This window comes from Streptomyces sp. NPDC047014, assembly GCF_040644195.1.
GTDB lineage: Bacteria > Actinomycetota > Actinomycetes > Streptomycetales > Streptomycetaceae > Streptomyces.
Map to the genome: position 1 here is coordinate 21,550 of NZ_JBEYVX010000059.1, position 17,121 is coordinate 38,670.

Consider the following 17,121-nt stretch of genomic DNA (forward strand, 5'->3'; position numbering starts at 1 on the left):
TCCGCCCCCCGAACGGCGGTACCGAGCACCGATGATGGAGGGCATGCACGCCAAGCCCGTCGCCCCGGCGCTCCGCCGGTGGGCGGCCTCCGCACGCCGGTTCGCCGACGGCCGGTCCGGTTCGCCGAGGGCGCTGGACGTGCTCACCGCGCTGTTCTGCCTGGCGCTGACCGCGCTGGACCTGCCCGGGCTGGCCGCCGCCGACAACTCGCTGAACGGGCCCGCCGCCGCCGTGGTGCTGGCCCTCGGGTGCGCGACCCTGCTCGTGCGGCGCCGGATGCCCTGGGTCTCGTACCTGGCGGCGCTGCTCTTCATCGGCTGGCTGCACGAGCTGACGCTGATCCAGTTCGCCCTGTACTCGGTCGGCCGGTTCCGGGGCCGCCGGGCCGGGATCCTCGCCACCCTCGGCTACGTGGCCTTCGCGCTGGCCATGTTCTGCGTACCGGACTGGCCGGCCCCGCGCGGGGAGACGCTGAGCGGGTTCCTCAGCGTGGTCGTGCCCATCGGGGTGCTCGCCTCGGCGGTGGGCATCGCCGCCTGCCGCCACGACCTGGTGCGGGAGCTGAGCGCGCGGCGCGCCGAGTCCGCCGTACTGCACGCCGTGCAGCAGGAGCGGACCTCCGTGGCCCGTGACGTGCACGACTTCGTGGGGCGGGAGCTGACCCTGCTGACGGTGCGCTCCGAGGTGCTGTCGATGCGGGCGCGCGAGAGCGCCTACGGCCCGGACTTCGAGGAACTGGCCGACACCGCGCGCCGGGCGCACCTGGTGCTCAACGAGATCATCGTGCAGCGCGGGGAGCGCGCCGCGACCCCGGGCGTGGACGGGCTGCGGGCGTTGGCCGAGGAGAGCGGACGGGCCGGTTCGCCCGTGCGGCTGGACCTGGACCCGCAGGCGTACGAGCTGTCCCCGCTGCGGCAGGCGGCGGTGTACCGGGTGGTGCAGGAGTGTCTGACCAACGCGGCCAAGCACGCGCACGGCGAGACCATCGAGGTGTCGGTGACGGTGGACGGCCCGCGGCTCAGGATCACCGTGGGCAACGCCCTGCCGTCCCGGATCCCGGGCCGGGCCCCCGTCTCCGCGGGCTCCGGTACGGCGAGCATGGCCGAGCGGGTCCGGAGCCTCGGCGGCACCCTGGAGGCGACCCGCACGGAGGACGCGTACCTCGTGGTCGCCACCCTGCCGCGCGGCTAAGCCCGGGCGGCCGGGGCCAGCAGGCCGTCCAGGGTGTCCAGGTCCTCCACGCAGCGGCCGGAGCCCAGGGCCACGCAGTCCAGCGGCTGGTCGGCCACGAAGACCGGGATCCCGGTGGCGGAGGCCATGCGCAGGTCGAGGCCGGGCAGCAGGGCGCCGCCGCCGGTGAGGACGATGCCGTGCTCCATCACGTCCCCGGACAGCTCGGGCGGGCACTCCTCCAGGGTGGCGCGCACGGCCGCGATGATCGCCTCCACCGGCTCGTCGAGCGCGGCCCGCACCTCCGCGGCGCCCAGCGCGAGCGTCCTCGGCATGCCGCCGACCCGCTCGCGGCCCCGGACGGTGAAGGTGCGCTCCTCCAGCTCCGGCCGGTCCGGCACCGGCCAGGCCGAGCCGACGGCGAGCTTGGCGTCCTCGGCGGTGCGCTCCCCGATGAGCAGCGCGTGCTCCTTGCGTACGTACTCGGTGATCGCGGCGTCGAGCCGGTCGCCGCCGACGCGCAGCGAGCGGGAGACGACGATGCCGCCCAGGGAGATGACGGCGACCTCGGAGGTGCCGCCGCCGATGTCCACGACCATCGAGCCGCGCGCCTCGGCGACGGGCAGTCCGGCGCCGATCGCCGCCGCCATCGGCTCCTCGATCAGGTGGACGGCCTTGGCTCCGGCCCGGGTGGAGGCGTGGACGATGGCCCGCCGCTCCACCGGGGTGACCCCGGACGGCACGCAGATCACCATCCGGGTGCGGGGGCGCCGGCCGGGCACGGCCTTGCGGACGAAATGCCTCAGCATCTCCTCGGCGGCCTCGTAGTCGCAGATCACACCGTCCTTGAGGGGGCGGATCGCGGTGATGGAGCCGGGGGTGCGGCCGAGGGTCCGCTTGGCCTCGGTGCCGACGGCGAGGGCGGTGGTGGTGCCCGCCTTCACGGCGACCACGGACGGCTCATTGAGGACGATCCCGTGCCCCCGGGCGTAGACCAGGGTGTTCGCGGTCCCCAGGTCGATCCCTATGTCGCGGCTGGCAGCTGTCGTCTTGGTACTGGCCTGCGGCATTTGCTCCCCAATCTGCTGCTCGCAAGGCTTGCATAACGATCAGGTCGCTTCCGGCGCCGAAGGTCCCGAAACGGCCGGGCCGAAAGTCCTTCGGGCCGCCGTCCGTAGACTGGCCCTGTGAGTGACCAGCAGCCCGAGAACCACGACCACGACGACCACGACGCCCTCGCCGACGCCCTCGCCGGTGACCTCGGCGAGTTCGACCGGATCGTGGCGGAAGAATCCGACCGCGACCCGGACCTGGCGGTGATCGAGGCCGGCAGCCGCACCCTGCGTGCCCAGGCCGGACCGCCGCAGGGCGACCCGGTGCCCGCCCGGCCCGTCGACCCCGAGGTGGCCGCGGCGCTGCTGGAGGTGGAGCAGGAGCTCGCCACCCGCTGGGGCGAGACCAAGCTGGAGCCTTCGGTGTCGCGGATCGCGGCGCTGATGGACGTCCTGGGCGAGCCGCAGCGCGCGTACCCCTCGATCCACATCACCGGTACCAACGGCAAGACCAGCACGGCCCGCATGATCGAGGCCCTGCTGAACGCCTTCGAGCTGCGCACCGGCCGGTACACCAGCCCGCACGTGCAGTCGATCACCGAGCGGATCAGCCTGGACGGGGCGCCGATCGAGGCGGAGCGCTTCGTCGAGACCTACCAGGACATCAAGCCGTACGTGGAGATGGTCGACGCGGCCGAGGAGTTCCGGCTGTCCTTCTTCGAGGTGCTCACCGGAATGGCCTACGCGGCCTTCGCGGACGCCCCCGTGGACGTGGCGGTGGTCGAGGTCGGCATGGGCGGCAGCTGGGACGCGACCAACGTCATCGACGGCACCGTCGCCGTGATCACCCCGATCAGCCTGGACCACACCGACCGGCTCGGCTCCACGCCCGGCGAGATCGCGACGGAGAAGGGCGGCGTCATCAAGCAGGACGCCACCGTGATCCTCGCGCAGCAGCCGGTGGACGCGGCGCAGGTGCTGCTCAAGAAGGCCGTCGAGGTCGACGCGACGGTGGCCCGCGAGGGCATGGAGTTCGGCGTGGTCGCGCGCGAGGTCGCGGTCGGCGGCCAGCAGCTGACGCTGCGCGGGGTCGGCGGCGAGTACGAGGGCATCTTCCTGCCGCTGTACGGGGCCCACATGGCGCACAACGCGGCGGTGGCGCTGGCCGCCGTCGAGGCGTTCTTCGGCATCGGCGGCGAGCACGCGAGGGTGCTGGACGTGGAGACCGTCCGCAAGGCGTTCGCCTCGGTGACCTCCCCGGGCCGGATGGAGGTCGTACGGCGCAGCCCCACGGTGGTGCTGGACGCGGCCCACAACCCGGCGGGCGCGGCGGTCACGGCGGAGGCGGTGACGGAGTCCTTCGGGTTCAGCCGGCTCATCGGCGTGGTCGCCGCGAGCGCGGACAAGGACGTGCGCGGGGTGCTGGAGGCGTTCGAGCCGCTCTTCGCGGAGGTGGTGGTGACGGAGAACTCCAGCCACCGCTCGATGGGCGCGGACCAGCTGGCGTCGGTCGCGGTCGAGGTCTTCGGCGCGGACCGGGTGCAGGTCGAGCCGCGGCTGGACGACGCTCTGGAGGCGGCGATCACCCTGGCGGAGGAAGAGGCCGAGTACGGAGGGGCCGGTGTGCTGGTCACCGGCTCCGTGATCACGGTGGGCGAGGCCCGCCTGCTGCTGAAGAGGGGCTGAGGATGCGCACGCTGTGTGCGAGCACGCTGATCGGCGAGTTCTTCGTGATCGGCTTCGCGGGGCTGGTGGCGATGAAGAACCCGGACCTGACCCAGGCCACGGTCTGGACGGTGTGCGGGATCTCCATGCTGCTGTCGGTGCTGCTGTGCGGGATGCTGTCGCGGCCGGGGGCGGTGCAGCTGGGCTGGGCCCTGCAGATCGGCCTGATCGCGAGCGGGTTCTTCGTACCGACGATGTTCTTCCTCGGCGCGGTCTTCGCGGGCCTGTGGTGGTGCTCGGTGCACTACGGCCGCCGGATCGACGCCATCAAGGAGCGCTGGGCGGCCTCCCAGGAGACCCCGGCGGCGACCGACACCGCGTAGGGCCCGCCCGGCGGATCCCGGCCGGGGCACCCGGCCGGGCGGACGGACCCGGACGGCCCTGTAGATTCGCCCTACCGCACCCGAATGCCGCAAGGAGCCGCACCATGACCCAGCGCACCCTCGTCCTGCTCAAGCCCGACGCCGTCCGTCGTGGCCTGGTCGGCGAGATCATCGGCCGCATCGAGCGGAAGGCCGGCTGGACCATCCCCGCGCTGGAGCTGCGCACGCTGGACGAGGAGACCCTGGAGGCGCACTACGGCGAGCACAAGGGCAAGGTCTTCTACGAGCCGCTGATGGGCTTCATGTCCAGCGGCCCGGTGGTGGCCCTGGTCGTGGAAGGGGAACGCGTGATCGAGGGTGTCCGCCAGCTGGCCGGACCCACTGACCCGATCGCCGCGGCGCCCGGCTCCATCCGGGGGGACTTCGGCACCATCACGCGCGAGAACCTGATCCACGCCTCGGACTCGGAGGAGTCCGCCGCGCGCGAGCTCAAGCTGTTCTTCCCCGCGCTCTGAACCGCCTTTCCTGACGCGACATCAGCCGAATAGCGCTCATGACCTGGGGCGACCGAAGTAATTTCGGTCGCCCCACGGTATTTCCGGGGCCGGCGGGGAACGCCTGGGCAGGACACGTCGTCACCAGTAAGGGGGCGGGTATCCCATCCGGCGGGATTGCCGGAGTCCCGTCGCGCGGTGTCAGCAGAACCGTGACTACGATGGGGCCTCCACCCACACACCCACCTCGCCGACCTGACAGCAGCCGCTATCAACTGGAAGGCCAGACGCTCCTCATGGGGAACAAGGGGAACAACATGTCGTTCATCGGCCGTGACATGGCGATCGACCTCGGGACCGCCAACACGCTGGTGTACGTGAGGGGCCGGGGGATCGTCCTGAACGAGCCGTCCGTGGTCGCCATCAACACGAACACCGGCGGCATCCTGGCGGTCGGCTCCGAGGCGAAGAAGATGATCGGGCGTACACCCGGCAACATCGTCGCCGTACGGCCCCTCAAGGACGGCGTGATCGCCGACTTCGAGATCACCGAGCGTATGCTCCGGTACTTCATCCTCAAGATCCACAAGCGCCGCTACCTGGCCCGCCCCCGCGTCGTGGTCTGCGTACCCTCCGGTATCACCGGAGTCGAGCGCCGCGCCGTCATCGAGGCGTCCACGCAGGCCGGCGCCCGTCAGGTGCACATCATCGAAGAGCCCATGGCCGCCGCCATCGGCTCGGGCCTGCCCGTCCACGAGGCCACCGGCAACATGGTCGTGGACATCGGCGGCGGCACCACCGAGGTCGCCGTCATCTCCCTCGGCGGAATCGTCACGGCACAGTCCATCCGGGTGGCCGGCGACGAGCTCGACAACGCGATCATCCAGCACATCAAGAAGGAGTACTCGCTCCTCCTCGGTGAGCGCACGGCCGAGCAGATCAAGATCACCATCGGTTCGGCCTACGACCTCGACAAGGACGAGCACACCGAGATCCGCGGCCGCGACCTCGTCTCGGGCCTGCCCAAGACGGTCGTCATCTCGGCCGCCGAGGTGCGCAAGGCCATCGAGGAGCCGGTCAACTCCATCGTCGACGCGGTCAAGACCACGCTCGACAAGTGCCCGCCGGAGCTCTCCGGCGACATCATGGACCGCGGCATCGTGCTCACCGGCGGCGGCGCCCTGCTCCGCGGGCTCGACGAGCGGCTGCGCCGCGAGACGGGCATGCCCATCCACATCGCCGAGGACCCGCTCGACTCCGTCGCGCTCGGCTCCGGCAAGTGCGTCGAGGAGTTCGAGGCACTGCAGCAGGTCCTCGACGCCCAGCCCCGGCGCTGACACGCCCCCTTCCCGCCGGAACCGGCCGGAAGGGACAAGCGGAACACAAGGATCCGCCGTACGGGTGCTACCGGGCCCGTGCGGCGGATCGTTGATATACAGGCAAAAAGAATTCCGACGAGGAAGGCACGGCCGCCGCACGTGAGGGACACACGAGAGAGCCGGCTGCTCCTGGTGCTTCTGATCGCCATCGCGTTCGCGTTGATCACGGTGGACATCAGGGCGGGCGAGGAGTCGCCGGTGGACGGTGCCCGACAGGCCGCCGCCGCGGTCTTCGGACCGGTCGAGAAGGGCATGTCCACCGCCGTCGACCCGGTCGCCAACGCCATAGGGGCGGTCCGGGACTCCGGCGAACGGCACAACCGCATCGCCACGCTGGAGCGCGAGAACGCCGCGCTCAAGGCCAAGCTCGGCAGCGAGGACCAGACCCGCAGCCGTATCCGCGAGCTCGACGAGATGCTCAAGCGGGCCGGCGCGGGCCAGTACGGCATCAAGGGTGCCGAGGTCATCGCCATAGGAGCGGCCCAGGGCTTCTCCTGGACCGTCACCATCGACGCGGGCAGCAAGGACGGCATCGAGCGGGACATGACCGTGCTCAACGGCGACGGGCTCGTCGGCCGGGTCACCACGGTCGGCCCCGACACCGCCACCGTCGTCCTCGCCAACGACCCCGACTTCACCGTCGGCACCCGCCTGGAGAAGACCGGCGAACTCGGCTTCGCCACCGGCCAGGGCGACCGCGCCCTGTCCGTGCAGATGCTCAACGGCAAGGCCAAGGTCAGCCCCGGCGACCGGCTCGTCACCTTCGGCTCGCGCGGCAACAAGCCCTTCGTGCCCGGCGTGCCGATCGGCGAGGTCGTCAAGGTCGACCCCTCGCGGGGCGACCTGACCCGCACCGTCTGGGTGCGTCCGTTCGTCGGATTCTCCCGGCTGGACATCGTCGGCGTCGTGGTGATGCCGCCGCGCGAGGACCCGCGCGACGCCGTCCTGCCGCCGAAGCCCGAGGCCCCCAAGCCCACCCCGACGGTCACGGTCACGGTCACCCCGTCCGGAAGCGCCGGCGTGCCCTCCAAGCCGGCAGACGAGTAGGAGCACCCCGCATGCGCTTCAACCGGATCCTGCTCTCGGCCACGCTCGTCGTGGTCGCCCTCGTCGTCCAGGTCACCGTCCTGGGCCGGCTCCAACTGCCCGGAGCCGTCCCGGACCTGCTGCTGCTCACCGTGGTGGCCCTCGCGCTGGTGTACGGGCACGTCAGCGGAGCCCTCATCGGCTTCGCCGCCGGCCTGCTCGCCGACCTGGCCCCGCCCGCCGACCACGCCGCCGGCCGGTACGCGCTCGTCCTGTGCGTCATCGGCTACCTGGTCGGCCTGGCCCGCCCCGACAGCGGCCGCTTCCGCTCCGCCTGGGGCCCGATGCTGACCGTCGTCGCCGCCGCGATCGGCTCCACCCTGCTCTACGCGGGTGTCGGCGCCCTCGTCGGGGACACCGCCGCCCGCCACGTGGGCCTGGTGGGGCTGCTGTTCACGGCCACCCTGTACGACCTGCTGCTCGCGCCGTTCACCGTGCCGTTCATCATGGCCCTCGCCCGGCGCGCCGAGAACGACCCGATGGCCGTCGAGGCCGGCGGCGGCCCCGCCAACAAGGCCGCCGACGTCTCCGCCGGCTGGCTCGCCGGGGGCACCGGGCTGCGGATCGGCAGCCAGCGCGGGGGACTCCGTATGAAGACCGCGCGGTCCCGGGCCAACAAGGCCGGCCGCATAAAGGGCGTCAAGCCGTTCAAGGGTGTGAAGAGCGTCAAGAAGCTGTGAGGGAGGAGCAGGGATGACCAACGGTCCGGAGACCGGCCGCACCCCCCGGGTGCAGATCAGGCTCGTCATCATGCAGGTCCTCGTCCTCTCCATGCTGATCACCCTCGGCGGCCGGCTCTGGTACCTCCAGATCCGCAACGGCGCGGAGTACTACCACGAGGCCAAGAGCAACCACGTCCAGCGGGTGGTCCAGCCGGCCGTGCGCGGCTCGATCCTCGACGCCCGCGGGGTCGCCCTCGCCGACAACGAGACCCGGCTGGTGGTCTCCGCGAGCCGCACCAAGCTGATGAAGATGAAGGACAAGGGCAAGGCCGTCATGACCCGCCTCGCCGACGTCCTGGACATGACCCCCAAGGAGGTCATGGACAAGGTCCGGCTCTGCGACTCCAAGACCCCCAAGCCCTGCTGGAACGGTTCCCCCTACCAGCCGATCCCGGTCACCCTCGAAGCCACCACGCAGCAGGCCCTCCAGCTGCGCGAGCGCCCCGAGGACTTCCCCGGCATCACCGCCGAGCCCACCGCCGTACGCCGCTACACCGCGCCCGGGGGCGCCCGTACCTCGCAGGTCCTCGGCTACCTCTCCCCGGTCACCGACGACGAGATCCAGAAGGCCAAGGACACCGCCTCCCCGCACCTGCGCTCCGACCAGGTCGGCCGCTCGGGCATCGAGCGCACCTACGACAAGGAGCTGCGCGGCAAGGCCCAGGTCACCTCCTACGAGGTGGACAACCTCGGCCGCGTCATGGGCCAGACCAAGTCCGACGCGGGCATCCCCGGCTCCACCCTGGTCACCAGCATCGACGCGCGGGTGCAGGCGGTGGCCGAGTACGAGCTGGCCGCGGCGATGAAGGTGGTCCGCAACGAGACCGACAACATCACCGGCCGCAAGTACGAGGCCGACTCCGGCGCCGTCGTCGTCATGGAGGCCAGGACCGGCCGGGTCGTCGCGATGGCCTCCCAGCCCGACTACGACCCCAACGCCTGGGTGGGCGGCATCTCCGGCGCCGACTACGCCCGGCTCACCAGCAAGAAGTCCAACTACCCGCTGCTCAACCGGGCCATCCAGGGCATGGCCCCGGCCGGCTCCATCTTCAAGGTGGTCTCCGCGAGCGCCGCCGTGCGCGCCGGCTACAAGTTCGACGACAAGTACAACTGCAGCAGCTCCTACAGCCTCGGCGGCCGCAGCTTCGCGAACTTCGAGTCCAAGGGGCACGGCCCCATCACCCTGGGCGAAGCGCTCAAGTTCTCCTGCAACACCGTCTTCTACGCCCTCGGGCACAAGGAGTGGCAGCGGGACGGCGGGCTCAGCCCCAAGAAGGACGCCCACGACTGGTTCTACCGGACGGCCCGCGAGTTCGGCCTCGGCTCCGAGACCGGCATCGACCTGCCGAACGAGGTCAAGGGCCGCATCCCCGACCGCCAGTGGAAGCAGAGCTTCTGGGCGGCCAACAAGAACTCCTGGTGCAAGCAGGGCAAGCGGGGCGGCACCTACGTCCAGCAGATCGCCTACGAGAGCTGCCTCGAAGGCAACCAGCTCAAGGCGTACGACAGCATCAACTTCGCCATCGGCCAGGGCGACGTCCTCGTGACCCCCATCCAGATGGCCACCGCCTACTCCGCCATCAGCAACGGCGGCACCCTGTACAACCCCACCGTCGGCAAGGCCATCATCAGCCCCGACGGCAAGCACATCGAGACCATCAAGCCCCAGGCGCACGGCCGGCTCCCGGTCGGCGCGCAGACCATCGCGGACCTCGACAGGGGCCTGCGGATGGTCGTCGAGCCCGGTGGCACCGCCGCGTGGCGCTTCGGCGGCTGGCCGCAGGACAAGATCCCGATGCACGCGAAGACCGGTACCGCCCAGGTGTACGGCAAGCAGACCACCTCCTGGCTGGCGACCTACACCAAGGACTTCACGATCGTCATGACGATCTCCCAGGGCGGCACCGGCTCCGGCGCCTCGGGCCCCGCCGTCCGCAACCTCTACAACGCCCTCTACGGTCTCGACATGGAGGGCAACTACGACGCCAAGCGGGCCCTGCTGCCCGCCCCCCAGGCCAAGCTGCCCACCATCCGCCCCGACGGCTCCATCGACTCACCCGAGATCCGGCCGTACGTGCCCCCGTCCCCGGAGGAGCTGGAACCGCCGGCTCTCGCCGGGCCGCCCGCCCCGCCCCCCGCACGGCAGGACTGAGGACCGAAACCGACATGCAGACCGCCAACAAGTTCTCCGTCTCCCGGTACGCGCCCGAGCGCGGGGCGGTGGCCAGGCTGACCGCCCGCGACTCCGTCGTGCGCCGGCTCGACTGGCCGATACTCCTCTCCGCGCTCGCCCTGTCCCTGCTCGGCGCCCTGCTCGTGTGGTCGGCGACCCGCAACAGGACGCAGCTGAACCAGGGCGACCCGTACTACTTCCTCTTCCGGCACGCCCTCAACACCGGCATCGGCCTGGTGCTGATGGTCGGCACGATCTGGCTCGGCCACCGCACCCTGCGCGGCGCCGTGCCGGTGCTCTACGGGCTCTCGCTGCTGCTGATCCTGGCCGTGCTGACCCCGCTCGGCGCCACCATCAACGGCGCCCACGCGTGGATCGTGATCGGCGGCGGCTTCTCCCTCCAGCCCTCCGAGTTCGTGAAGATCACGATCATCCTGGTGATGGCGGTGCTGCTGGCCACCAGGGTGGACGCGGGTGACCTCACCCATCCGGACCACCGCACGGTGGTCAAGGCCCTGTGCCTGGCCGCCGCCCCCATGGGCATCGTCATGCTGATGCCCGACCTCGGCTCCGTCATGGTCATGGTCGTCATCGTGCTCGGCGTGCTGCTCGGCTCGGGCGCCTCCAACCGCTGGGTGCTGGGGCTGCTCGGTTCCGGCGTGGCCGGTGCCGTCCTGATATGGCAGCTGGGCGTCCTGGACGAGTACCAGATCAACCGCTTCGCCGCCTTCGCCAACCCCGAGCTCGACCCGGCGGGCGTCGGCTACAACACCAACCAGGCGCGCATCGCCATCGGCTCCGGCGGGCTGACCGGCTCCGGGCTCTTCAAGGGCTCGCAGACCACCGGACAGTTCGTGCCGGAGCAGCAGACGGACTTCGTGTTCACGGTGGCGGGGGAGGAGCTGGGCTTCCTCGGCGCGGGCCTGATCCTGGTGCTGCTCGGCATCATCCTGTGGCGGGCCTGCATGATCGCCCGGGAGACCACCGAGCTCTACGGGACCATCGTGTGCGCGGGCATCATCGCCTGGTTCGGCTTCCAGTCCTTCGAGAACATCGGGATGACCCTCGGGATCATGCCGGTGGCCGGTCTGCCGCTGCCGTTCGTCTCGTACGGCGGATCCTCGATGTTCGCCGTCTGGATAGCGGTAGGACTGCTGCAGTCGATCAAGGTGCAGCGGCCATTGTCGGCCTGATCCCGCGTTCACCCTGCCGATGCGGTCCGTTCAGGCTTAAGTTCGGAGCATGGCGGACACAAAGCGTGAAATCGAGCGTAAATTCGAGTTCTCCAAGGCCAAGGCCGCCCGGCGCGGCGTACCGGACCTGACGGGGACGGCCGGCATCGCGGCCGTCTCCGACCAGGGCACCGTCGACCTCGACGCCGTCTACTACGACACCCCCGACCAGCGGCTCGCCGCCGACGGGCTCACCCTGCGGCGCCGCACGGGCGGCGCCGACGCGGGCTGGCACCTCAAACTGCCCGTCTCCCCGGGGGTGCGGGACGAGGTCGGCGCCGGCCTGAGCGACAGCGTCCCGCCCGACCTCGCCGCCCTCGTCCGCTCCCGCGTCCGCGACTCCGCGCTCCAGCCGCAGGTCCGGCTCGTCTCCTCGCGCCGCGTCAGCCATCTGCTCGACGCCGACGGAGCCCTCCTCGCCGAACTGAGCACCGACGAGGTCCTGGCCGAGCGCGGCGACGCCACCGCCGCCTGGACCGAGGTCGAGGTGGAACTCGCCGACGGCGCCGACCCCGAGCTGCTCGACGCCGTGGAGAAGGCGTTCCGCAAAGCCGGGCTCCAGGTCTCCGACGCCCCCTCCAAACTGGCCCGCGCCCTCCGGGAGACCTCCGCCGAGCCCCCGGCCCGGCACGCGGCCGACCTGCCCGGGGACAGCGCGGGCGCGCACGTGCTCGCGTACCTCCGGGAACAGCGCGACGCCCTGGTCGCCCAGGACCCGGCCGTGCGGCGGGACCTGCCCGACGCCGTGCACCAGATGCGGGTCGCCACCCGCCGGCTCCGCAGCGCCTTCAAGACCTACCGCAAGGTGCTGGACCGGACCGCCACCGACCCCCTCGGCGAGGAACTGCGCTGGCTCGCCGCCGAACTCGGCGTCGACCGCGACCAGGAGGTCCTGCTCGAACGGCTCCGCACCCGCCTCGGCGAGACCGACCGCGCGCTGGTCGCCGGCCCGGTCCGCGGCCGCCTGCGCACCTGGAACACCGCCCGCCGCTCCCGCTCCCGCCGCCAGGCCCTCGCCGCCCTCGACAGCGGCCGCTACGTGGCCCTGCTCGACGCCCTCGACGCCCTGCTGGCCGGGCCCCCGCTGCTCAAGGCCGCCGCCGGCTCCCCGCACAAGGTCCTGCGCAAGGCCGTCCTCCGCGACTACGCCCGCCTCGCCACCCGCATCGACACCGCCCTCTCCCTCGACGCCGGCCACGAACGCGACCTCGCCCTGCACGAGGCCCGCAAGGCGTCCAAGCGCCTGCGCTACGCGGCGGACTCCGCCGCACCCGCCCTCGGCAAGCCCGCCCGGCGCCTGGCCAAGGCCGTGAAGAAGGTGCAGGGCCTGCTCGGGGACCACCAGGACAGCGTGGTCGCGCGCGACGCCCTGCGCGGCATCGCCGACCAGGCGGCCGGGGCGGGGGAGACGTCCTTCACCTGGGGCGTGCTGTACGCCCGGGAGGAGGCCATCGCCGAGCGCTACGAGCAGGAACTCCCGGCCCTGTGGGCCAAGGCGTCCGGCCCGGCCCTGCGCACGGCGCTGTAGTGATCACGCGGGTGGGGGCGGCCGGGGCCGCGGGGTACGCTTGATAGCTGCCCCCTGCCCGCTTCACGAAAGTCGCGTGATGACCGAGTCGGTCTTCCCTCAGCTTGAGGCCCTGCTTCCGCACGTGCAGAAGCCCATCCAGTACGTCGGCGGTGAACTCAACTCCACGGTCAAGGAGTGGGACAGCTGCGACGTCCGCTGGGCGCTCATGTACCCGGACGCATACGAAGTCGGGCTGCCCAACCAGGGCGTCATGATCCTGTACGAGGTACTGAACGAGCGCGAGGGCGTGCTCGCCGAGCGCACGTACAGCGTGTGGCCCGACCTCGAAGAGCTGATGCGCGAGCACAAGGTGCCGCAGTTCACCGTGGACAGCCACCGCCCCGTCTCCGCCTTCGACGTGTTCGGCCTGTCCTTCTCCACGGAGCTGGGCTACACCAACATGCTCACGGCCCTGGACCTCGCGGGCATCCCGCTGGAGGCCCGGAACCGCGCGGTGGACCACCCGATCGTCCTCGCGGGCGGCCACGCGGCCTTCAACCCGGAGCCCATCGCGGAGTTCATCGACTGCGCGGTCATCGGCGACGGCGAGCAGGCCGTGCTCGACATGACCGAGATCATCCGCGCCTGGAAGGCCGAGGGCCGGCCGGGCGGGCGCGAGGAGGTCCTGCTCCGCCTCGCCAAGACCGGCAACGTCTACGTCCCCGGCTTCTACGACGTCGAGTACCTGCCGGACGGCCGCATCGGCCGCGTCGTGCCGAACCGCTCCGGCGTGCCGTGGCGCGTGTCGAAGCACACCGTCATGGACCTCGACGAGTGGCCCTACCCCAAGCAGCCCCTCGTCCCCCTCGCCGAGACCGTCCACGAGCGCATGTCCGTGGAGATCTTCCGCGGCTGCACCCGCGGCTGCCGTTTCTGCCAGGCCGGCATGATCACGCGCCCCGTACGGGAGCGAAGCATCACCGGCATCGGCGAAATGGTGGAGAAGGGCCTCAAGGCCACCGGCTTCGAGGAGGTCGGCCTGCTCTCGCTGTCCTCCGCCGACCACACCGAGATCGCCGATATCGCCAAGGGCCTCGCGGACCGCTACTCCGAGGACAAGGTCGGCCTCTCCCTGCCGTCCACCCGCGTGGACGCCTTCAACGTGGACCTGGCCAACGAGCTGACCCGCAACGGCCGCCGCTCCGGCCTCACCTTCGCCCCCGAGGGCGGCTCCGAGCGCATGCGCAAGGTCATCAACAAGATGGTCTCGGAGGAGGACCTGATTCGCACCGTCGCCACCGCCTACGGCAACGGCTGGCGCCAGGTGAAGCTGTACTTCATGTGCGGACTGCCCACCGAGACCGACGAGGACGTCCTCCAGATCGGTGACATGGCGGTCAACGTGATCGCCAAGGGCCGCGAGGTCTCCGGCCAGAACGACATCCGCTGCACGGTGTCCATCGGCGGGTTCGTGCCCAAGCCGCACACCCCCTTCCAGTGGGCCCCCCAGCTCTCCGCCGAGGAGACGGACGCCCGCCTGGGCAAGCTCCGGGACAAGATCCGCGGCGACAAGAAGTACGGCCGCTCCATCGGCTTCCGCTACCACGACGGCAAGCCCGGCATCGTCGAGGGCCTGCTCTCGCGCGGCGACCGCCGCATCGGCGACGTCATCCGCGCCGTCTACGAGGACGGCGGCCGCTTCGACGGCTGGCGCGAGCACTTCTCCTACGACCGCTGGATGCGGGCGGCCGAGAAGGCGCTGCCCGAGTACGGCGTGGACGTGGCCTGGTACACCACCCGCGAGCGCACCTACGAGGAGGTCCTGCCCTGGGACCACCTGGACTCCGGTCTCGACAAGGACTGGCTCTGGGAGGACTGGCAGGACGCCCTCGACGAGACCGAGGTCGACGACTGCCGCTGGACGCCCTGCTTCGACTGCGGCGTGTGCCCCCAGATGCAGACCGAGATCCAGATCGGCCCCACCGGCAAGAAGCTGCTGCCGCTGTCGGTCGTGAAGTAGCAGGTCACGTAACCCTTGGGTCACGAGAGGCCCCCGCCCGCAACGGGCGGGGGCCTCTGCTGTGTCCTTGTCGGCATGGACATGGACACACGGCCTCCGGCCGGCGGCGGCGACGGATGCCTGGCGGCCTTCATCAGGATCCCGGTGAAGATCGTCGCGGTGCTCGTCGTACTGCCCGTACGCGTGGTCTGGGAACTGCTCACCACCCTGGGCCGGGCCGCGCACCGGCACGTCCTCGGGCCGCTGTACACCCATGTCCTCGCGCCGGTGCTGCGGGGGCTCGGACGGCTGCTGACCTTCCTGTTCAAGCTGTTCCTCGTCTGGCCGTGGGTCGGCCTGTGGCGCTACCTGCTCCTCCCGGCCGGGCGGGCGCTGGCCTGGGTGGGACGAGGGCTGCACGCCCATCTGCTGAGCCCGGCCGGCCGGTTCCTGGCCGCGTACCTGCTGCGCCCGCTCGGGACCGCGCTGGCCTGGGCCGGCCGGGGCCTCGCCCGGCTCGCCTCGGCGGCCTACCGCCACCTCCTCACCCCGGTCGGGCACGCCCTCGCCTGGCTGGTGATCCGCTGCTACCGCTACCTCCTGCGGCCCGTCGGCGTGGGCCTGTACCGCTACGTCCTCACCCCTGCCGGGAGGCTCCTCGCCTGGGCCTGGCACGTGGCCGGGCTGCTCCTCGGCCTGCTGTGGCGCGGGGGCAAGTGGGTCGGGTGGGTGCTGGTCGGGTGGCCCGCCGCGCAGGTCTACCGGTACCTCCTCACCCCCCTCGGGCACGCGGCGCGCGAGGTGTGGCGTACGGCCCGCGGCGCCGTCCGGGAGGCACGGGCCGCCGTCAGGCGCGCGCTCTTCGGTACTCCTCCCGTGGAACCGGGGAGGTCACGGGCGCGTACTCTGGGTAGTACGACAGCCGCGGGCAACACGCCCGCCCCCGAGATCTCCCTCCGCGACCGGCAGGGGTGAACCGGGGGCGCGTGCGTGGCCCGCCGGCCCCCAGACGCTCAGGGCGACGCGCGAGACGCGGAGCCCCGCACAAGGAGAAGAACCACTGGGCAAGCGACAGCCCGAAGGCCCGCCCCCGGCACCGGTGGTGCAGCGCATCCGACTGCGCTACACCAAGCGCGGCCGCCTCCGGTTCACCAGCCACCGAGACTTCCAGCGCGCCTTCGAGCGCGCCCTGCGCCGGGCCGAGGTGCCCATGGCCTACTCGGCGGGCTTCACCCCCCACCCGCGCGTCTCGTACGCGAACGCCGCCCCGACCGGCACCGGCAGCGAGGCCGAGTACCTGGAGATCGGCCTCGCCGCGTCCCGCGACCCCGAGACCCTGTGCAAGCTGCTCGACGAGTCGATGCCCGCCGGGCTGGACATCGTCGACGCCGTCGAGGCCCGCACCTCCGGCCTCGCGGACCGGCTCACCGCCTCCGTGTGGGAGCTGCGCCTGGACGGCGTGGAGCTCGCCGAGGCCGAGCGGGCGGTGGAGCTCTTCCTCGCCGCCGAGACCGTCGAGGTGCAGCGCCGGACCAAGAACGGCATGCGCACCTTCGACACCCGCGGCGCCGTCGTCAGCCTCGCAGCGCTTCCCGCGCCGGCTGATAGGCCGCTGGACAATGCTTGTGCGATACTGCGGCTGGTTGTTCGGCATCTGACACCTGCCGTACGACCCGACGACGTCCTGTCCGGTCTCCGAGCTGTGGCCGACCTGGCGCCGCCGGTCCCCTCAGCGGTGACCAGGCTGGCGCAGGGGCTCTTCGACGAGGAGTCCGGCACGGTGACCGACCCGCTCGCGCCCGACCGCGACGCTGATACGACCGCCACACCCACGGCCGCCGTACCTGCCGACGCGAAGGCGTCCGAAGGTCCCGCCGCGTAGGGATCGTCGTCGTCGCGCAGCCCTGGTACTCGGGAGCCACCTGGGTCGGGCCGCGCACAGACCTGAAGACTTCCGCCAGGCCGTACGTCCACACGTACGGAACCGGCGGCCATGGACTACAGCTCCCGTGTGGCGAACGCGCCCCGGAGGCCGGCTCCGCGTCCCTCGCGGAGCCGTGCCGGACCGGATGTCAGCCGCGGCGCCCGGGAGCGTGACGGGAGAACCGCCCGCAATGCCCAACCACGAGAACGACACCACCGCCCCCGCCGACAACGGCAGCCCCCGGCCCCGCCCGCCGAGCCCGCCCGCACCGCTCCGGTCCCGGCCGGCTCATCGGAAGGCTGACGGCTCCTCCGGCCGCTCCTGGGGCCAG

At 71.6% G+C, this 17,121-nt stretch carries 14 protein-coding genes; 13 read left to right on the forward strand and 1 reads right to left on the reverse strand.

Annotated features, from left to right (window positions below; translation table 11 throughout):
* The first annotated feature begins 43 nt into the window (after nt 1-43).
* Nucleotides 44-1,192: a histidine kinase gene (locus ABZ873_RS25080; RefSeq protein ID WP_360875953.1), complete on the forward strand. Its 1,149-nt coding sequence runs from the start codon at nt 44-46 to the stop codon at nt 1,190-1,192.
* Here the strand turns inward: ABZ873_RS25080 and ABZ873_RS25085 are convergent.
* Nucleotides 1,189-2,241 (reverse strand): rod shape-determining protein, encoded by a 1,053-nt coding sequence (locus ABZ873_RS25085; RefSeq protein ID WP_360875955.1) that lies wholly within the window; start codon nt 2,239-2,241, stop codon nt 1,189-1,191. The two genes, ABZ873_RS25080 and ABZ873_RS25085, sit on opposite strands and share 4 nt — an antisense overlap.
* Nucleotides 2,242-2,451: 210 nt before the next feature.
* Here ABZ873_RS25085 and ABZ873_RS25090 point away from each other — a divergent pair, with 210 nt between their 5' ends.
* The 12 genes from ABZ873_RS25090 (at nt 2,452) to ABZ873_RS25145 (ending at nt 16,748) form a co-directional block, all read left to right on the forward strand.
* The gene (locus ABZ873_RS25090) at nt 2,452-3,909 is read left to right on the forward strand and encodes a folylpolyglutamate synthase/dihydrofolate synthase family protein (RefSeq protein WP_360875979.1); all 1,458 of its coding nucleotides are present in this window, start codon (nt 2,452-2,454) and stop codon (nt 3,907-3,909) included.
* A 2-nt stretch (nt 3,910-3,911) separates the two neighbouring features.
* Nucleotides 3,912-4,271, forward strand: coding sequence for a DUF4233 domain-containing protein (locus ABZ873_RS25095; RefSeq protein ID WP_360875957.1), 360 nt, complete (start codon nt 3,912-3,914; stop codon nt 4,269-4,271).
* 104 nt (nt 4,272-4,375) lie between these two features.
* Complete coding sequence (gene ndk / locus ABZ873_RS25100) at nt 4,376-4,786, forward strand: nucleoside-diphosphate kinase (RefSeq protein WP_360875959.1); 411 nt, start codon at nt 4,376-4,378, stop codon at nt 4,784-4,786.
* Between the two features lie 296 nt (nt 4,787-5,082).
* Nucleotides 5,083-6,102, forward strand: coding sequence for a rod shape-determining protein (locus ABZ873_RS25105; protein WP_030008578.1), 1,020 nt, complete (start codon nt 5,083-5,085; stop codon nt 6,100-6,102).
* A 141-nt stretch (nt 6,103-6,243) separates the two neighbouring features.
* Complete coding sequence (gene mreC, locus ABZ873_RS25110) at nt 6,244-7,191, forward strand: rod shape-determining protein MreC (protein WP_360875961.1); 948 nt, start codon at nt 6,244-6,246, stop codon at nt 7,189-7,191.
* 11 nt (nt 7,192-7,202) lie between these two features.
* Nucleotides 7,203-7,910, forward strand: a complete 708-nt coding sequence (gene mreD, locus ABZ873_RS25115; RefSeq protein WP_360875963.1) for a rod shape-determining protein MreD — start codon at nt 7,203-7,205, stop codon at nt 7,908-7,910.
* Between the two features lie 13 nt (nt 7,911-7,923).
* Nucleotides 7,924-10,104, forward strand: a complete 2,181-nt coding sequence (gene mrdA, locus ABZ873_RS25120; RefSeq protein WP_360875965.1) for a penicillin-binding protein 2 — start codon at nt 7,924-7,926, stop codon at nt 10,102-10,104.
* Between the two features lie 14 nt (nt 10,105-10,118).
* Nucleotides 10,119-11,318: a rod shape-determining protein RodA gene (gene rodA / locus ABZ873_RS25125; RefSeq protein WP_360875967.1), complete on the forward strand. Its 1,200-nt coding sequence runs from the start codon at nt 10,119-10,121 to the stop codon at nt 11,316-11,318.
* Nucleotides 11,319-11,367: 49 nt separating this feature from the next.
* The gene (locus ABZ873_RS25130; RefSeq protein WP_360875969.1) at nt 11,368-12,885 is read left to right on the forward strand and encodes a CYTH and CHAD domain-containing protein; all 1,518 of its coding nucleotides are present in this window, start codon (nt 11,368-11,370) and stop codon (nt 12,883-12,885) included.
* A 76-nt stretch (nt 12,886-12,961) separates the two neighbouring features.
* On the forward strand, nt 12,962-14,887 hold the full coding sequence (locus ABZ873_RS25135; protein WP_360875971.1) for a TIGR03960 family B12-binding radical SAM protein: 1,926 nt from the start codon (nt 12,962-12,964) through the stop codon (nt 14,885-14,887).
* 75 nt (nt 14,888-14,962) lie between these two features.
* Complete coding sequence (locus ABZ873_RS25140) at nt 14,963-15,841, forward strand: hypothetical protein (protein ID WP_360875973.1); 879 nt, start codon at nt 14,963-14,965, stop codon at nt 15,839-15,841.
* Nucleotides 15,842-15,968: 127 nt separating this feature from the next.
* Nucleotides 15,969-16,748 carry a TIGR03936 family radical SAM-associated protein gene (locus ABZ873_RS25145; RefSeq protein ID WP_360875975.1) on the forward strand — a complete coding sequence of 260 codons (780 nt, stop codon included), beginning with the start codon at nt 15,969-15,971 and terminating at the stop codon, nt 16,746-16,748.
* Nucleotides 16,749-17,121: the final 373 nt, after the last annotated feature.